16 protein-coding genes and 1 riboswitch are annotated in these 16,909 nt (G+C 47.0%); of the genes, 5 read left to right on the forward strand and 11 right to left on the reverse strand.

Going from position 1 to position 16,909, the window contains the following annotated elements; genetic code table 11:
• Window positions 1–179 precede the first annotated feature (179 nt).
• A complete protein-coding gene (locus ACE3MQ_RS02240; protein WP_379390157.1) occupies window positions 180–983 on the forward strand; it encodes a hypothetical protein in 804 nt (267 codons plus the stop codon).
• A gap of 104 nt (window positions 984–1,087) precedes the next feature.
• Window positions 1,088–1,207 carry an SOS response-associated peptidase family protein gene (locus tag ACE3MQ_RS02245; RefSeq protein ID WP_379390709.1) on the forward strand — a complete coding sequence of 40 codons (120 nt, stop codon included), beginning with the start codon at window positions 1,088–1,090 and terminating at the stop codon, window positions 1,205–1,207.
• Between the two features lie 293 nt (window positions 1,208–1,500).
• Here ACE3MQ_RS02245 and ACE3MQ_RS02250 read toward each other — a convergent pair whose 3' ends face one another.
• The 5 genes from ACE3MQ_RS02250 to ACE3MQ_RS02270 form a co-directional block, all read right to left on the reverse strand.
• Window positions 1,501–1,824 (reverse strand): DUF2642 domain-containing protein, encoded by a 324-nt coding sequence (locus ACE3MQ_RS02250; protein ID WP_379390159.1) that lies wholly within the window; start codon window positions 1,822–1,824, stop codon window positions 1,501–1,503.
• Window positions 1,825–2,713: 889 nt separating this feature from the next.
• Window positions 2,714–2,857 (reverse strand): hypothetical protein, encoded by a 144-nt coding sequence (locus ACE3MQ_RS02255; protein WP_379390161.1) that lies wholly within the window; start codon window positions 2,855–2,857, stop codon window positions 2,714–2,716.
• A gap of 435 nt (window positions 2,858–3,292) precedes the next feature.
• Window positions 3,293–3,631 carry a prenylated flavin chaperone LpdD gene (lpdD, locus tag ACE3MQ_RS02260; RefSeq protein ID WP_379390164.1) on the reverse strand — a complete coding sequence of 113 codons (339 nt, stop codon included), beginning with the start codon at window positions 3,629–3,631 and terminating at the stop codon, window positions 3,293–3,295.
• A 1-nt stretch (window position 3,632) separates the two neighbouring features.
• Window positions 3,633–4,565, reverse strand: a complete 933-nt coding sequence (locus ACE3MQ_RS02265) for a dihydroorotate dehydrogenase (RefSeq protein WP_379390166.1) — start codon at window positions 4,563–4,565, stop codon at window positions 3,633–3,635.
• On the reverse strand, window positions 4,562–5,263 hold the full coding sequence (locus ACE3MQ_RS02270; protein WP_379390168.1) for a dihydroorotate dehydrogenase electron transfer subunit: 702 nt from the start codon (window positions 5,261–5,263) through the stop codon (window positions 4,562–4,564). The genes ACE3MQ_RS02265 and ACE3MQ_RS02270 overlap by 4 nt, the downstream gene beginning before the upstream one ends.
• Window positions 5,264–5,476: 213 nt before the next feature.
• Between ACE3MQ_RS02270 and ACE3MQ_RS02275 the strand changes: the two genes are divergently transcribed.
• On the forward strand, window positions 5,477–6,271 hold the full coding sequence (locus ACE3MQ_RS02275) for a polysaccharide deacetylase family protein (RefSeq protein ID WP_379390170.1): 795 nt from the start codon (window positions 5,477–5,479) through the stop codon (window positions 6,269–6,271).
• A gap of 119 nt (window positions 6,272–6,390) precedes the next feature.
• On the opposite strand, the gene ACE3MQ_RS02280 is transcribed toward ACE3MQ_RS02275, so the two are convergent.
• The 4 genes from ACE3MQ_RS02280 to ACE3MQ_RS02295 all read right to left on the reverse strand — a co-directional run bounded on the left by ACE3MQ_RS02280 (window position 6,391) and on the right by ACE3MQ_RS02295 (window position 9,778).
• Window positions 6,391–7,065 (reverse strand): 3D domain-containing protein, encoded by a 675-nt coding sequence (locus ACE3MQ_RS02280; protein ID WP_379390172.1) that lies wholly within the window; start codon window positions 7,063–7,065, stop codon window positions 6,391–6,393.
• Between the two features lie 2 nt (window positions 7,066–7,067).
• A riboswitch (cyclic di-AMP (ydaO/yuaA leader) is annotated at window positions 7,068–7,250 on the reverse strand.
• Between the two features lie 155 nt (window positions 7,251–7,405).
• Complete coding sequence (locus ACE3MQ_RS02285) at window positions 7,406–8,128, reverse strand: amino acid ABC transporter ATP-binding protein (RefSeq protein ID WP_379390174.1); 723 nt, start codon at window positions 8,126–8,128, stop codon at window positions 7,406–7,408.
• The gene (locus ACE3MQ_RS02290; RefSeq protein WP_379390176.1) at window positions 8,115–8,789 is read right to left on the reverse strand and encodes an amino acid ABC transporter permease; all 675 of its coding nucleotides are present in this window, start codon (window positions 8,787–8,789) and stop codon (window positions 8,115–8,117) included. The genes ACE3MQ_RS02285 and ACE3MQ_RS02290 overlap by 14 nt, the downstream gene beginning before the upstream one ends.
• Window positions 8,790–8,971: 182 nt before the next feature.
• On the reverse strand, window positions 8,972–9,778 hold the full coding sequence (locus ACE3MQ_RS02295; RefSeq protein WP_379390178.1) for a transporter substrate-binding domain-containing protein: 807 nt from the start codon (window positions 9,776–9,778) through the stop codon (window positions 8,972–8,974).
• Between the two features lie 470 nt (window positions 9,779–10,248).
• Between ACE3MQ_RS02295 and ACE3MQ_RS02300 the strand changes: the two genes are divergently transcribed.
• Window positions 10,249–11,994, forward strand: a complete 1,746-nt coding sequence (locus tag ACE3MQ_RS02300; protein ID WP_379390180.1) for an alpha-glycosidase — start codon at window positions 10,249–10,251, stop codon at window positions 11,992–11,994.
• Window positions 11,995–12,058: 64 nt separating this feature from the next.
• Here the strand turns inward: ACE3MQ_RS02300 and glgA are convergent, their stop codons facing one another.
• Window positions 12,059–13,498, reverse strand: a complete 1,440-nt coding sequence (glgA, locus tag ACE3MQ_RS02305; protein WP_379390182.1) for a glycogen synthase GlgA — start codon at window positions 13,496–13,498, stop codon at window positions 12,059–12,061.
• Window positions 13,495–15,432: a 1,4-alpha-glucan branching protein GlgB gene (glgB, locus tag ACE3MQ_RS02310; RefSeq protein ID WP_379390184.1), complete on the reverse strand. Its 1,938-nt coding sequence runs from the start codon at window positions 15,430–15,432 to the stop codon at window positions 13,495–13,497. The genes glgA and glgB overlap by 4 nt, the downstream gene beginning before the upstream one ends.
• Window positions 15,433–15,626: 194 nt before the next feature.
• On the opposite strand from glgB, the gene ACE3MQ_RS02315 reads away from it, so the two are divergent.
• Entirely contained in the window at window positions 15,627–16,859 is a 1,233-nt protein-coding gene (locus ACE3MQ_RS02315) for a glucose-1-phosphate adenylyltransferase (RefSeq protein ID WP_379390186.1), read from the forward strand.
• Window positions 16,860–16,909: the final 50 nt, after the last annotated feature.

Consider the following 16,909-nt stretch of genomic DNA (forward strand, 5'->3'; position numbering starts at 1 on the left):
CATCGAGGCTATAGGTCAAAGTGGGCTTATTTCATCGGGATATCTGCTGTTTTGAATGTTGGAATCAATGATCAAACCAATAAAACACTAAATAACATATATAGGGACAATTGTTTAGACATTCCTTATGGAAACCTATATCTTTGAATGAGTGACTATTTTATCAAAGGAGAATACATATGAAGAAAATATTTATACCGCTGCTTCTTACTATCCTATTAACATTAACCCTTGTTCCAATTTCCCATGCGAATGAAACCGAAAACATCATTTCTTATTTAAGTGGCGAGACTGTAAAGACTGGATCCAGTTCAACTAATTATTTAGGGACGACAACAGCAGTAACAGATGGCGATGATCAAACTTGGCACAATATTAAAGCTGGAGTTAGTAACTTAACTATTCCAGACTATTTAATTTTTGAATTCGAAACCCCTGTCAGCATTAATGCTATTAAAATTTTTATTAAAGATTACAAAAACCAAATTTTTACTTATAGATTACTTGATCACAAAGAGAACATTATATATTCGGTAGAAGGAGAAGTTATACCTGGGGATGATAGTATTTATTCTTTACCTGATACTTATGATAATGTAAAAAAAGTTGTTTTATTAAATAGAAGTACAGTTAATTTAGATATTATTGAATGGGATATGTACTTAAAACAGGCAATAACTGAACCGGAACCGGAGCCAGAGCCGAATCCACAACCGATACCATCCGGGGATCGTGCTATTCTAACAATCACGATGATAACTGGTCTCGATAAAGAATTCGACCTTTCAATGGAGGAAGTGAACGCCTTTATTGACTGGTACGATACTAAAGAAAACGGTATAGGACCTGCTCGATACGGTATAGACAAACATAATAACAATAGAGGCCCATTTAGCAAAAGAGTTGATTACGTGATATTCAAAAACATACTTTCATTTGAAGTGAATGAGTATAGTACAGTTACCTCAGCTACTTATAAATAAACCCCTGGAGTCGCTTATGCGGCTCCTTTATCTTATAGAAGTGTTGTAATCAACAATTATCAAAGTTTAAAATGTAAGCAAGCCTTGCATCTCGTCGTTGTATTATCCCCGCAGATGGATTTTATGAGTGGCAGCAACGAGGAAAGTCAAAGCAGCCATTTGGGATCACAGTGAAGGACGAAAATATCTTTTCTTTTGCCGGACTTTACGACATATGGACATGAAAAAGGAGAAAAAATTTCTACGTTTACGATCACCACTTCGGAACCAAACAGCCTGATGGTCGACATCCACATAGAATGCCCGTGATACTTCATAAAGAAAACGAGTCCGAATGCTGGATAGAGAGAACAAGGATGTGCCCTCACTTTTGGAATTATTAAAGCTGTATGAGGCCGATAAGATGAGGGCATACCCTGTATCAATAGCGGTGAGGAATGTGAGGAATAATTCTGTTGAGCTGCTGGAAGAAGTAAAGCCCACCGACCATATATAGGTTAGTGGGTATATTTATATCTTATTTCTCTTCTGCTTTTTCAAAATAGACGATTTCACATAATCGAATGTGATGCAATTTACCATCAACTGAAAGAGCTACGTGATCAATGAAAACATCATCCAGAGTACCTACCAATTTGCCAACAGTTGTCGTGATGACTATCTTTAACCCTTTATGTTGCATCAAATGCTCGGTGAACTTGGGTTCTACTTTTGTCGTGTACGTAACATTTTTCGGCAATGCCATAGTTTCCTTTCGTCGTACGTCCTCATTCCGATAATATTTCGGAGCTGGGAATGAGTTATAGGCTTGCGGGTAACCATAGTTCACATATCTATTCATGTGTTGCATACTCCTTTGTCATAAAATGAAAAACATATCTATAACATATGACAAATGCCTATGAGGTGTTCCAATCTGGCAAACAGCTAGGAGTGACACTAACCACGAAAAGCCCCACCAGCTAGATGGGGGGGACTGGTCAAACCCCAAATTTGTTGACACTGAAAAAGCCCTCGGGCAGAAAGCTGACGTCGGTACTTTATAAGCGTCAGCTTGTTTAATTGAATCCTTTCATACCCTTGGGGTTGCTTAAGCACATACCCCAGCATGCAGCAACTACAACTAACAACCAGGATTGATGAGTTCAAAAATCACATTTCATTTCAATCATTCCTCTCAATATATTTTATTCTTCCAAGCGATCTATCCGCTTGTGTGCTTGTTTGGCCGATTCCTCTACCCGCGTCACCTGCTCTGATACTGTCTCTAAGCGCTATCCTTATCCGGACGTCTACCCTAATGTCATCGATGCGCGCTTGATGTACCCAACATTCTAACGTAAAGCTCCTTCTCCGCTTCCATCCAATCGTTCTTCTCTCCTGATCTGGCGTGATCGCCCCATCCAGCCGAGTATGGCGCCGCTGATCGCAGCTACCAACCGCGCAATATCCATTTCCTTTACCCCCAATCCAAATAGCCGCCGGATTGGCTCCGAGGGAATAAAAAAAGCACCTAGGGTGCTTTTTTATAACTATTAGTCTAACTCGTGATTTACAACAAATAGCCAGTAAACTATAGATGGATCAATGAAAACTTTTGCTTCTACTCTTACATAGAGTGTCGCACCAGCAGGTACATAAATATGAGAAATACCTCTCCCGTCACGCCTATTAGGCACTGTCCGCTTCTTTGTGCCGTCTGTTGCGTTTTCTCCAAAGCCGCCATAGCATCACCCGACATGCTGATCAATTGCCCAAAGAATGCTAAGCTGCTGACCAGGATGTGAATTTATAATGAGAGAAATCACATCAATAATTTCTTCTACCGGGTACGCTAAATCTAATGAAACATCAATCCGCCTTACCATTGCCATATGAATCAACCCCTCGCAGACAAAATAAAAGAGCCTGCGGAGACCACAGGCTCGTGTTATAATTTGACTTGTACAACTGAACTTGGGTGGGATAGTATCACCTCCAGATGGAGGTGATGCTTATGCAATTTTCGTTTTCAGAAGTGCTAATGCTTGGAATGTTTATCCTTGCACTGCTCACATACCTGAATAAACGAAAATAACCCGCCCAGGTTAGCGCCGAGGGAACGGGTTATTTTCAAGCTTATTCTTGGAGGTATTCCACCCAAGTGTTGTACCGGGGAGGCTGTGGCGCAGCCTCCTTGTTTCTATTGTTATCTTAGCATATTTCGGTTTATACCTCAATGCGCAAAGGAGTATTTACTCCTAAATACAAACATGTCTTAGCAACCCTGCAAGGACTGCTCCAGTTTATTAACCTATCCAGATTCATTTTTAAACCTTGCACTCCGCTTTTTGCGATAAATAGTCGTCCACTAGCCTCTTGACTCGCCGAGTAATGCAAGCAATTTCAGTGCGGCTAAGCTGATCATAATGGATGCCCATAACGAGAGTCACAGTAAGCCCCAGCTCTGCGGCTGCCCGGAGAGCCAGTTCTTCGCTAAGCAAGTGCTCCTTATGGCCGGGGACGGCGGAGGTTTGTACCTGGACAAGCCCGTGCTCCCAATAGGCCGTAGACGAGGCCCCTATATGTCGGTCTCCTCCGGAGATGATCAGCAGCAGGTCTCGCCCCACGCAAATCTCTTGGAAAGTGATATCAGCAAAGCGTTCCATCTTACAAGATCCCTCTTATCTCATCTAACGCTTCGATCTTTTCCCGTTCCATGAAGGCTTGCAGCTCGTCAATCAGCTGTTCCCCTGCCCGTAAATTGACAAAATTATGCGTCCCGACCTGAACGACGGCCGCTCCTGCCATAATGAATTCGATAATGTCCTCCGCACTTTGGATACCGCCCATTCCGACTACGGGAATAGACACAGCTTTGCTCACCTGATGAACCATGCGAAGCGCAATCGGTTTAATCGCCGGCCCCGACAGACCGGCGTACAAATTGTCAAACACGCTGCGGCGCTTATAAATATCGATCTTCATCGCGGAAAAAGTGTTGACCAGGGATACCGCATCTGCCCCTTCTTCCTCGCACATGCCCGCCATCCGGACAATATCCTCGGCATTGGGAGACAGCTTGATCATCAAAGGCAGTGACGTTACTCGCCGAATCTCTCTGACGACTTCCCGAGCAACTTCTGTTTTGATCCCATAGGCCATGCCCCCTGCTTTGACATTCGGACAAGAGATGTTCAGCTCGATCATGTCAACGGCTTGCTTTCCCTTCGTCCTGCGCAAGAGCGAGTCCTCCTCAATCAGACGAGCCCCTTCCACATAGTCCTCCAGGGTGTTGCCGCCTAAATTCGCAATCCTGGCCAAATCCAGGCCAGCCCAATACTCGCATTCCTCGCGCAAAAAATACGTAACCCCCGGATTTTCCAAACCCACACTGTTCAGCATGCCGGATGGGGTTTCATAAACGCGAATTCCGTTGTTCCCGTCCTTCGGGTGCAGCGTCAATCCCTTCCCGGAGATGCCTCCCAGCCGATTGATATCATACAAGGAACCATACTCTCGGCCGAAGCCGAACGTTCCGGAGGCCATGACGATCGGATTTTTAAAATGAACACCTGCGATGCTGCATGCCATGCCAGTCATCCGAACACCACCTCCTCCGCCAAAAATACCGGTCCGTCCGTACAGGCTTTTCGCCGCTTATCCTTGCATTTCACACTGCATACGAGACACGCCCCAATCCCGCAGGCCATGCGATTCTCCAAAGAAACGTAGACGTTTGCCGAGCTTCCGGTTTCCAGCTGTTTGCGCTGTACGGCCTTAAGCATAGGCTCCGGCCCGCAGACTATGATCGTATCATAGGCATGAAAATCCACCTGCTCCAGCACGATGCCGCCTACATTCACCAGCACCATTCCGGTCGTAGCGGCTTTAAATCGTTCCGCAAGATAGGCCTCTTGGCTAAACCCTAAATATACATCAGAAGAGGAATAATGACGCAGCGCATAAAATAACGGAGCGATCCCGATTCCGCCGCCAACCAAAGCGACTCTCCCCGAAGCCTGAACCTCCGGAAATCCATTGCCAAACGGCCCTTCCAACTGCAGCTCGTCACCGGGTCGCAAATCGCTGATAAGCTTTGTCCCTTCCCCTGCCACCTGATATAGAAACTCAATGCCTGCCTCGTCCCGATCAAAGATGCTAAGCGGCCTGGAGAGAAGCGGATACTTGTCCCATGCCCGAACCATATAGAACTGTCCCATCCGTCCTGCAAACGAGCCTGCTGCCTTTATTCTGAATATGTTCGGGGCTACTTCTACATTTGCCATGATTTCCGCCATATTTCTCACCTCTCTAGCGAATAAGCATCTAATACTGCTTTATTTAAGATGCTATTTTTACGCAAGCAAGTCTGTGACTTTCCGCACAATTTTGCTAGATGCAAATATCTGAGCAGAACGGACAAGGGACTCTTTTCAATAAAGGTCATAATCATGTTCAATTTTGGGCATACCAATAGATAACAATTCAGCGATTAAAGGAGAAGGTCATCCATGTTCAAACTCATTAAGGCGCCGATCTGTCTGCTAGTCTGCCTAGCGCTTATTACGGGAATGACCCCCGTTTCCGCTACCTCCCCGCCGCACCCGGAATCCACCTCCTCCGAACAATCCGTTGCGACCGAAGCCAAGCCAATGACACTGGGAGAACTGCGCCGCAAGTATTCGGAAACCTTTAAATTCAACGGGCCCGAGGTTAAACAAGTCGCCCTGACTTTCGATGATGTACCGGATCCCCGCTTCACTCCACAAGTGTTGGATATATTGAAGAAGCATGGTGTCAAAGCTACCTTTTTCGTGGTAGGCGGCCGGGCGAAGAAGCATCCAGAACTGCTGCGAAGAATTCACCGCGAAGGGCATATCATCGGCAACCATTCTTACAGCCATCCCTTGTTCAAGAAAAAATCCGCCCTGGAATTTAAAAATGAAATCGAGCGCACCGAGAAGGTTATCGAGAAGCTAATTGGATATAAGCCGCGTCTGATCCGTCCACCTTATGGTGAAATAAATGAAGAGCAGTTGAAATGGGCCAAAAAGCAAGGCTATAAAATCATTAATTGGAACGTCGATTCTTTGGATTGGAAAGCGCTGGATAAAGATAAAGTAAAGCATAATGTGCTCAGCGCGGTTGGGCCGGGTGCTATCGTCCTGCAGCATGCCGGCGGCGGCATCGGCTCTAATTTGACGGGAACGATTGAAGCTTTGCCCGACATCATTCGAATTCTGCGGAATCGGGGATACCGCTTCGTAACGATAACAGATCTGCTTCATTACCAGAAATCCTTATAGGCAGGCCAATTCGGTAATACACAAAAAGGACATCCCTGCAGGTCTGAGCCTCGACCCTGCTAGCGGAACGTCCTTTTTGAATAGAAAAAAAATTATGATTCAGTTAAAACGGGAGACGATTAATCCAGCACGTACAGCTTCACATCCTGGAAGCCAAATTGACTTACCTTCTGCGGACTGGCCGGAATGAAAATATCGATGCGCTGGCCTTTAATCGCGCTGCCCTGATCCGTTGCTGTCGCGACAAACGCGTTATTCGGCAAATCAGGATGATCATGACCGGTTACAAGCACCTTCGTCCCCATCGGAATGACATTCGGGTCAACGGCAATCGTACCAAGCTTCAGAGGATTACCGTAATAATCAACAGCCCCCCACTTTCCGTTCTCGCTTGCCGCAGCGGAGTAAGCCGTTGCCTTTACATCAACGGTAGATTTGTAATTGAACGTTTTCCCCCAGGCTTGTACCACGCGATCCGACGAAAATACTTTGAGCGTAGAAAGTGCCTCCGCATCATGGGCTGGAGCTGAAAGCGCCTGCACGCTCCCGCCGGGGATCGTAATCTTCAATCCCTCATAGATATTCGTTGCTTGTATACTTGGATTTGCTTGCATAAGCTTGTCCAAATTGACTCCGTACTGCTTGGCCAGGAAGAAGAATGTATCTCCGTCCTTTGCTGTATGTACTGAATCCGCATAAGCCGGCATGGCGTGAAGCGCCCCTGCTAATCCTACCGCCATCACCGCTGTCTTGATACCCAACCTAATTTTATGACCTCTTAGTTGTTTAAGCATGCTGCTCCTCCTTTAACCTTGCCTGCGGAGTTAGTTGTCGGATTCGGGAAAAAGGATAGCTCCCGGCGCAGATGCTTCCTGCGCTTCACCCCCAGACAAGCTATGCGGTCGTAAAGCATTGCGCGCCAGCCTGTCATAAATCGTCCCCCGCACCTGCCTAAGCAGTGTTTCGGCCGTATTGAATATATCACAATTTTGTAACCAATGGAGGATGCAAATGTTACCAATGGCAATTTCCTCAGCTTTTATCAAGGAAAAATGAATACGGCAACGATGACAAAAATTAAATAATTGCCTGCAAACAAAAAAGCACGACCTTGGGTCATGCTTGCAAATACTTTTACAATACTTTACTCAGGAAATCCTGCGTGCGCTGATGGTGCGGCGACCCAAATACTTGCTGCGGCGTGCCCTGCTCAATAATAACGCCTTGATCCATGAACAGAATGCGGTCGCCTACCTCGCGGGCAAAGCCCATTTCATGGGTGACGATGACCATGGTCATACCGCCCGTGGCCAGCCCCTTCATGACCTCAAGCACCTCGCCTACCATTTCCGGGTCAAGCGCTGACGTCGGTTCGTCAAACAGCATCACGTGCGGCTCCATTGCCAGAGCACGGGCTATGGCGATCCGCTGCTTCTGACCGCCGGACAGTTGGGACGGATAAGCAGCGCTCTTGTCTTCCAGGCCGACTTTGCGCAGCAGTTCTTGAGCCTTGGCCTCTGCCTCGGCCTTGTTCCGTTTTTTCACCTTCATCGGCGCCATCATGATGTTATCCAATACCGTCTTATGAGGAAACAGATTAAAATGCTGAAATACCATCCCCATTTTCTCACGGGTCTTATTAATATTATGCTGCTTGCCGGTAATGAGCTCTCCCTCGAAAATAATCTCGCCTTTCGTCGGCTCCTCCAGCCTGTTCAAACAGCGCAGAAAGGTACTTTTACCCGATCCGCTCGGACCGATCACGACGACGACCTCGCCGCGGTTAATTTCCAAGTCGATGCCTTTCAAAATATGCAACTGACCAAATTTTTTATGCAAATCTTTAACGGTTATCACTAGCCTGCAATCTCCTTTCGAAACGACCCAAAATACGGGAAAGCGTAAATGTAACGATAAAATACATTACGGCAACGATCAGGAATGGAAGCATTCCGTTATAGGTAATCCCTTGCACAGCACCCGCTTGGAACATAATCTCGGTCACGCCGATAAAAGAAACGATCGAGGATTCCTTGACGATGACTACAAATTCATTGCCGATGGCCGGCAGGACGTTTTTGATCGCCTGCGGAATAACAATGAAGCGCATCGTCTGCCCCTTCGTCATACCCAGCGAACGTGCCGCTTCGCTCTGTCCGCGATCCACGCCTTGAATGCCCGCCCTAAATATTTCGGCTAAATAAGCCGAGCTGTTAATGGACAGGGTAATAGCTCCGGATTCGATCGGATCAAAATTGATATCGAACATGTAAGACAATCCGTAGTGTATAATCATCAGCTGCACAAGCATCGGCGTACCACGCAGAAATTCCACCCACGCATGGCCGAAAAAGCGCACAATTCCCCATGGCGACATCCGGATTAAAGCAACGAATAATCCGAGAATAAACCCGAAGAATACGCCAAGCGCCGCGAGCCACAGTGTATATTGCAGCCCCGTCAGAAAATAACTGCGATACTCCCAAAACATCGTTCCGAAATCAACAAAAAAATCCATAAGCCTATCATTCCTCCAATTATTAGAAAAACGTCGATCGACGTACATTCTAAGCCGCCAAACCGCGGTGTCTTAAAGAAAAAATGCCCCGCTGTCGCCTGTTTCTTAAAAAAACAGAAAATAGCGAAGCTGCTCCGCTATTTTCTGTTCATCTTGTTCTTCATCCAAATAGCCAATTCAACCTATCTTATTGACAGTTCGCTGGCTTCTTCTACGAATTTCTCGATGCTGCCATCCTTCATCAGACGATCCAATGTGGCGTTTACTTGATCCAGCAGCTCTTTGTTCCCTTTTTTGATGCCTACCACATAACCTTCATCCTCGGTCACCGGCTCAGCATCCGTTATGACGATTCCCTCCACGTTCTTCACGAATGATTCGGCTACCGGACCCTCAATGATCGCTACGTCGACGCGGCCTGAATTCAATTGCATGATGATATCGGAGATTTTAGCCAAAGAGGTCAGCTTCGCGCCAGGAATTTCTTTGGCGATGTCCTCCTGAATGGAACTCTTCTGAACACCGATTTTCAAGCCTTCCAGCGATTCAAGGGTTGCATATTTATCCTTATCCGCTTCACGCGCAACGACGGCCTGCTTAGCATTGTAATAGATTTGCGACATTTCGATTTCTTTAGCACGATCAGGGGACGGACTTAACCCGGAAATAACCATATCTACCCGCCCGCTGCCAAGCTCATTTAGGAGAGAAGAGAAAACCATATCCTTGATCTCCAGCTCCGCACCCATATCCTTGGCAATTTCTTTGGCGATTTCTACGTCGAATCCAACGATTTCGTCTTCCCCTTGCTCATTCTTGATATGAAACTCATACGGTGGAAAATCGGCGCTTAATCCGAGAATCAGCTTTTTGGTCTCTCCCGCACCCGCTCCTTGCGAGCTATTCTTTGCTTCCTTGTCCTGACCGCAAGCGGCCAGCACGGTAGTTAGCAGCAGCACTGCCATTAATAATGTACCCCATTTTTTCATCCGTCTCTCTCCTTGCTTGTTATGAAAATAAATCATCGACTCATATTTGCACTGGGCTAATTATAAATCATTATGCATATATATGCAAAAGAAATTTTCGACATTTTTTGATTTGCTTATTTGTTATTATACCCTCGGTCAATTGTGATCTTTACTTAATACTGTAATAAACCTTAGGGTATATACAATATTTTACACTAACACTCGATTTCAGGCATGATCAACGTCAACAAATCCGTAGTTATGCCAAGCTTTATCTCATCAACGTATTGCATAAATAAACCATTTTATACAATGATATTGTGATAAAATTCATTGAAAATTCCTGTATCGAAGCAATTGTCATTCAACAAAATCTCTGATGGCGACTCATTCATTCATGTCCACACCTTATTCAGGGAATAATGGTTCATACCAAGGGACAATTGGTTATTAATTAGCTGTAGCACGATGTTAAAGGAGGTGGCCACATGCTACTTGAAGCTTTGTACCACGTGCCTCGAGATAAGTGGGCTTATGCTTATAATCCGTCAACGATTCATCTGCGTGTGCGCACCAAACGGGATGACGTAGAGCAAGTATTCGCCATGACTGGGGACAAGTATGATTGGCAAACGACCTATCAGGAATTAGCAATGGAAAAAGCGGCTCATGATGCCATGTTCGATTATTGGGAAGTGGCCGTTAAGCCTAAATTCAAGCGTCTTTCCTACGCCTTTAAGCTGGTCGCCGGCAGTGAAACCGTGTATATGCAGGATAGCGGAATTGGCCATCAGCCGCCCACCCCGCCGGGAGAGTTGTATGAATTTCCTTACATTCATGAAATTGATGTGTTCAAGGTACCTGAATGGGCCAAGCAGGCGGTGTTTTATCAAATTATGCCCGAACGCTTTGCGAACGGTGACCCCTCCAATGATCCAAAGCCTACTGAGCCCTGGGGCGGAACGCCCAAAATCGACAATTATTTCGGAGGCGATCTTCAAGGAGTCTTGGATCATCTGGACGATTTAACCGACCTTGGGATTAATGCCATTTACTTTACACCGCTCTTCACCTCTCCTTCCAACCATAAATACGACACGGTCGATTATAAGAACGTCGATCCTCATTTTGGGGATAACGCCCTCTTAAAGAAGCTGGTTACGGCCTGTCATGACAAAGGAATACGCGTCGTACTCGATGCTGTTTTCAATCATTGCAGCGAGCAATTTCCTCCGTTTCAGGATGTGCTGAAGCATGGGCAAAATTCAAAATATATCGAGTGGTTCCATATCAACGAATTTCCAGCATCCATCAAAAACGGCATTCCGACTTATGATACATTCGGTTTTTTTGGAAACATGCCGAAATTCAACACCGCGAATCCTGAAGTGAAGGAATACCTGCTCGGCGTCGCCGAATACTGGATTAAAGAAATTAATCTCGACGGTTGGCGTCTTGATGTCGCTAACGAAGTGGATCACCACTTCTGGCGCGATTTTAGGCAAATTGTGAAAAAAGCCAACCCTGAAGCTTATATCATTGGCGAAGTGTGGAGCGATTCCCTCAATTGGCTGCTCGGGGATCAGTTCGATTCCGTGATGAATTATCCCTTCGCAGAAAAAGTGCTTGCCTTTTTCAATGGCGGTATGGACGGGTACAGCTTCTCTAATGATATGGGCGCTCTTATTATGCGTTATCCGCAGCAAACCAATGAGGTCATATTCAACATGCTCTGCAGCCACGATACGCCTAGGCTTCTCACCAGCGTAGGCAACGACAAACGCAAACTGAAGCTCTGTGTCGTATTCTTATTCACGTATATAGGGACGCCATGCATCTTTTATGGAGATGAGGTCGGAATTTCCGGAAACGGTGATCCCGATTGCCGGAAATGCATGATATGGGAGCCCAATAAACAGGATCGGGAGCTGTATGATTTCTATAAACTAATGATTGAGCTGCGTAAAAAACACAACGCTCTTCGCGAGGGCCGCTTCCGTTTTCTGCACGCAGACAAACACGATCCATGCATCATTTATGAGCGAATCGACGAAAAAGTTCATTTTACCATTTGGATGAACAATACGGAGAAAAAGCGCACATTATCGCATCCTATGGATACGAAGGATTGGTATGACGCATTGACAAACGAGCAAGTCATGCCCGAGAAAGGCGTCATGAATATTAGCCTTGATCCCTACGGTTATCGGATACTATGCCGTAAGCTGAAATAGCAGGCATAACAAAAAATACCCCCGATGCATCTATCCTTCGATGCATTGGGGGTATTGCTATTCCTTAAGAGCTTTGTGAAGCCACCCGTTCGTAAATGCCGATATATTGCTTGGCTGATGCTGCCCAGCTGTAATCCCCGGCAAACGCGTTTCGCAGGAGCTGTTTCCAATGCTCAGGCCGATGGTAGTAATCTATTCCCCGTCGCAAGGTGTGTAGCAAATCATGGGCATTAAAATGAGTGAACGTAAAGCCATTTCCCTCTCCTGTCGCCTCATTGTAGGATTTCACCGTGTCGTTCAGGCCGCCCGTTTCACGAACGACCGGTATGCTCCCATAGCGCAGCGCCAAGAGCTGGCTGATCCCGCAGGGCTCGAACTTTGACGGCATCAGGAACAGGTCGCTGCCCGCGTATATTTTTCTCGAAAGCGCATCGCTGAACGTAATTTGCACGGATAGTTTCTCAGGGTGGCGGTGCGCCGCCTCCCGGAACCAATCTTCATAAGCACGGTCGCCCGTACCGAGTACGACGAACTGTGCCTCATCATTCAGCAGCCACTCATCCAAAATGCGTATGACGAGATCAAGCCCTTTCGGCTCGACCAGCCGCGTAACCATCGCCACAAGGGGGAGGTTTGGCGTTACCGGCAAGCCTAAATCCGCTTGTAGAGCGGCTTTATTCTCCTGCTTTTTCTTCCCGCTCGTCTTGTAGCGTGCTGTCAGCACACTGTCGGTTGCAGGATTGTACAGTTTCGTATCCACGCCGTTGACAATACCGGACAACCGATCCCCAAGCGAACGAAGCAGTCCATCCATTCCGTATCCGTAATACGCCGTCTTAATTTCCTCAGCATAAGTCGGGCTCACCGTCGTAACATGATCTGAAAACACCAAGCCTGCTTTCATAAAACTTACAGCACCGTTATATTCGACGCCCTCCGGCGTATAATAAGTGTGCGGCAAACTCAGCAGGTCACCAAGCACTTCGTAAGGAAACAATCCTTGATACAGCAAATTGTGTATGGTGAATACGGTACGAATGCCAGCGTAAAAAGGTTCATGGCGGAAATGCTCCTTCAGCAGCAGCGGAATCATGGCGGTATGCCAATCATGACAATGCAGAATGTCCGGCGCGAATTCAATGGCAGGCAAAATTTCCAGCACAGCCCGGTTTAGAAACGCAAATCTCTCCCCGTCGTCCCAATAGCCATACACGCCATCCCGGCCAAAGTAGTATTCATTATCGATAAAGTAAACCGGGATATCCTCCCATACCAAATGCTCTATTCCGCCATACTGCCGGCGCCAGCCGACGGGAACTTCAACCGCATCCCAGTGTGTAAGGAGGTCACTGTAAGCAGCGGGAATATCCCGGTATTTCGGCAGCACGATGCGGACATCGTGTCCCGCCTGATGCAGCGCTTTAGGCAGCGCTCCAATGACATCGGCCAAACCGCCCGTTTTAATGAACGGCGCTACTTCTGCCGCAGCGAACAGTATTTTCATTCCTTCGTCCTCCTCTTCGTTGAAGCCGCTTGTCGCTTCACCGTCTTCTTCCAAATCGTCATGCTTAGCGGAGCCATGCTCATCACCAAACTGTGGGACTGCTCATGCCACGGTATTTTGACGGAAGCCAAGGATCGTTCCTTCATCGTTCCGGTGCCGCCAAAAGCGATATCATCACTGTTAAAGATAAGCTTATATTCCCCTGATCTTGGCACGCCTACACGGTAGTCCGTCCGCAAGACAGCCTGAAAATTGATGATGACCAGAAGCGTATCTCCGGGCTTCTTACCCTTCCGCAAGAAGCAAATTACGCTTTGGGCCGCATCATGCGGGTTGATCCACTGATAGCCGTCGAAGCTATGATCCAATTCCCACAGCGCACGCTCCTGCAAATACAGCTTATTCAACGCAGCCGTATAATCCAGCAGCTGCCGGTGCGAATCATATTCCAGAAGGAACCAGTCGAGTTGATCCTGATCCTTCCATTCAATGAACTGCCCGAACTCTCCGCCCATGAATTGCAGCTTCTTCCCCGGGGAAGTAAGCTGATAACCCAGCAGCAGACGCAGTCCAGCGAATTTCTCTTCATAATTGCCCGGATTTTTGTCAAGCAGTGACTTCTTGCCGTGTACCACTTCATCATGGGACAGAGGCAGTATGAAATTCTCCGAATAGGCGTAGCAAATCGGAAAAGTCAGTAAATGATGATGGCGCGGCCGTTCCTGGAAAGGCAGCTCAATGTACTCCAGCGTATCATTCATCCAGCCCATATTCCATTTGTAGTTGAAGCCGAGACCCCCGTCCTCGACTGGTGCCGTTACGAGCGGCCATGCACTGGATTCCTCAGCCATCATTAAAGCATGGGGGTAATATCGGAATACGGTCTGATTGAGCTGTTGAAGAAATGAGATCGCCGCAAAATTCTCGATGCCGCCCTGATCATTTAGCCGATAATGACCATTGTGCTTCTCGAAATCCAAACGAATCATGCTGGTAACGGCGTCTACGCGAAGTCCATCAAAATGGTACAGCTCCATCCAATACAAAGCATTGGAAATAAGAAATGAACGAACCTCCGGCTTCGAGAAATCAAAGCTGAGCGTTCCCCAGCCCGGCTTCTCGGCCAATAAAGGATCCGCATACTCGAATAACGGGGTTCCATCGAACATACGCAGGCCATGCGCGTCCTTGGTGAAATGTCCGGGTACCCAATCAAGCAATACGCCAAGGCCTGCCTGGTGGCAGCGATCCACGAAATACATGAGATCCGCAGGCTCTCCATACCGGCTTGTTGGGGCAAAATAACCGGTAGCTTGATAACCCCAGGATAAATCATAAGGATGCTCGGTCAGCGGCATAATTTCGATATGGGTATAACCCATGCCAGCGACATAAGGGATTAATTCATCAGCCATTTCCCGATAGGAGAAGAAGCTGCCATCCGGTTTTTGCTTCCAGGTGCCGAAATGCACTTCATAAATGTTCAAAGGCCTCCGGAAGGGCACTCTGTTCGTTTTTCTCCAATTGCCATCATTCCATGTATAACCGGACAGCGACTTAACGACAGAAGCGGTAGCTGGGCGCACTTCTGCATGAAACGCAAAGGGATCGGCTTTTAGAAATGTATCCCCGTTCGGACCCGTAATTTCATACTTGTAAAAAGTTCCATCTTCAACACCCGGGAAAAAGCGAGTCCAAATTCCCGAATCGGGTATCTTATATAATAAATCGTTCTGCCCACTCCACTGATTCCAGTCAGCCGCTAAGCCAACCCGAAGGGCATGCGGTGCCCATACGGTAAATCTGACACCCGTTCGGCCCTCCTCAACCGTCAGATGAGCACCAAACGTATAATGACTGCGATACAGCGTACCTTCATGAAACAAGTAAATATCGTTTTCAGAAATAACATGCGCGGACGATTGCCCTGACATTAACAATGGATCACCTGCTTTTTTTAAAGTTCCACCAACTAAAATTACCCATCTTCTTCATAACTGAATAACGATTTCTAAGTCTGAAAAATAAATTGTAACTTTTCATCCATTTTTTCTTCTGATCGTTTCAAGGGCTGCATATCTCGTTTATGTAAGTACTACATTGAAAAACCACAGGGAGGGAAAACGACATGAACAAAAAGGATTGCATTGCCATGCTGTTGGCCGGAGGAGAAGGCCGGAGATTATCTCCTCTCACGTCCAAACAGGCGAAGCCGGCAGTGCCATTTGGTAGCAAATACCGTATTATCGATTTTCCTCTCAGCAATTGCGTAAATTCAGGAATCGATACCATCGGTGTTCTGACACAATACGAAGCAGAATCGCTCCATCAGCATATCGGAGACGGCGAAGCCTGGGGATTGCCCCGGACGGATAAAGGTGGAATTGCTTTGCTTCCTTCTTACAGCACAGGGAACACAGGGAACGAAGAGTACGTGGGTACCGCCGATGCCATCTATAAAAACATCGAGTATGTAGACCGTTATTCTCCTGACAATGTGCTGGTTCTGTCCGGTGACCATATTTATCATATGGATTATCGCGAGATGTTGAAATCCCATATGAACCAAGGTGCATCAGCCACTATTTCTGTTATGCCTGTTCCTTGGGAGGAAGCTCATCGTTTTGGCGTCATGTCCATCGACAAGCAGCATCGAATCACGGAGTTTGCTGAGAAGCCGGCGCGGCCGGCAAGTAACCTGGCCTCCATGGGCATCTACTTGTTTAAATGGGATTTTCTAAAGCAGCATTTAATTGAAGATGCGAATGACCCCCATTCCAGTCACGATTTCGGTAAAGACGTCATCCCCAAAATGCTTGCAGGCTCCATGCCGCTGCATGCTTATGAGTTTAAAGGGTACTGGCGTGACGTAGGTACCGTGCAAAGCTTGTGGGACGCTCATATGGATCTGCTTAGCGGTAATGGCGACGATTGGGCATTGCTCAATGATCAATGGCCGATGTACACTCGTGAGATGCGGACGAAGCTGAACTCCGTCAAAACACGGCATGCTGAAATCAAAGCGTCGATGGTGCACGATTGCTGCACCGTGGAGGGCTGCGCTGAACGCTCTGTTATTTTCGGCGGCTCCGTCATTGGCCGTTATACCAAAATCAAAGACAGCATCGTTATGCCAAACGTAGAAATTGGCCGCAACGTCATGATCGAACGGGCGATCATTGGCGAAGGAGCCGTCATCAAAGATGGTGCCATCATCAAAGGGACGGCCAACGAAATCCTTGTCATCGGCCCGAATGAAACCGTGCTGGCAAAACCTGCCGTCCGTACCCAGCCTTCCCGCTTACTCAAGGAAGTATACGACAATACGACGCGCCTGCGGGCCGAAGGATTGTCATCCTAGGAGCTTTGTCCAAATTCTATATTATTATGTATATAACAAAGAGCGGATCA

Origin of the sequence: Paenibacillus lentus, from assembly GCF_042714055.1 — a bacterium.
Lineage (GTDB): Bacteria > Bacillota > Bacilli > Paenibacillales > Paenibacillaceae > Fontibacillus > Fontibacillus lentus_A.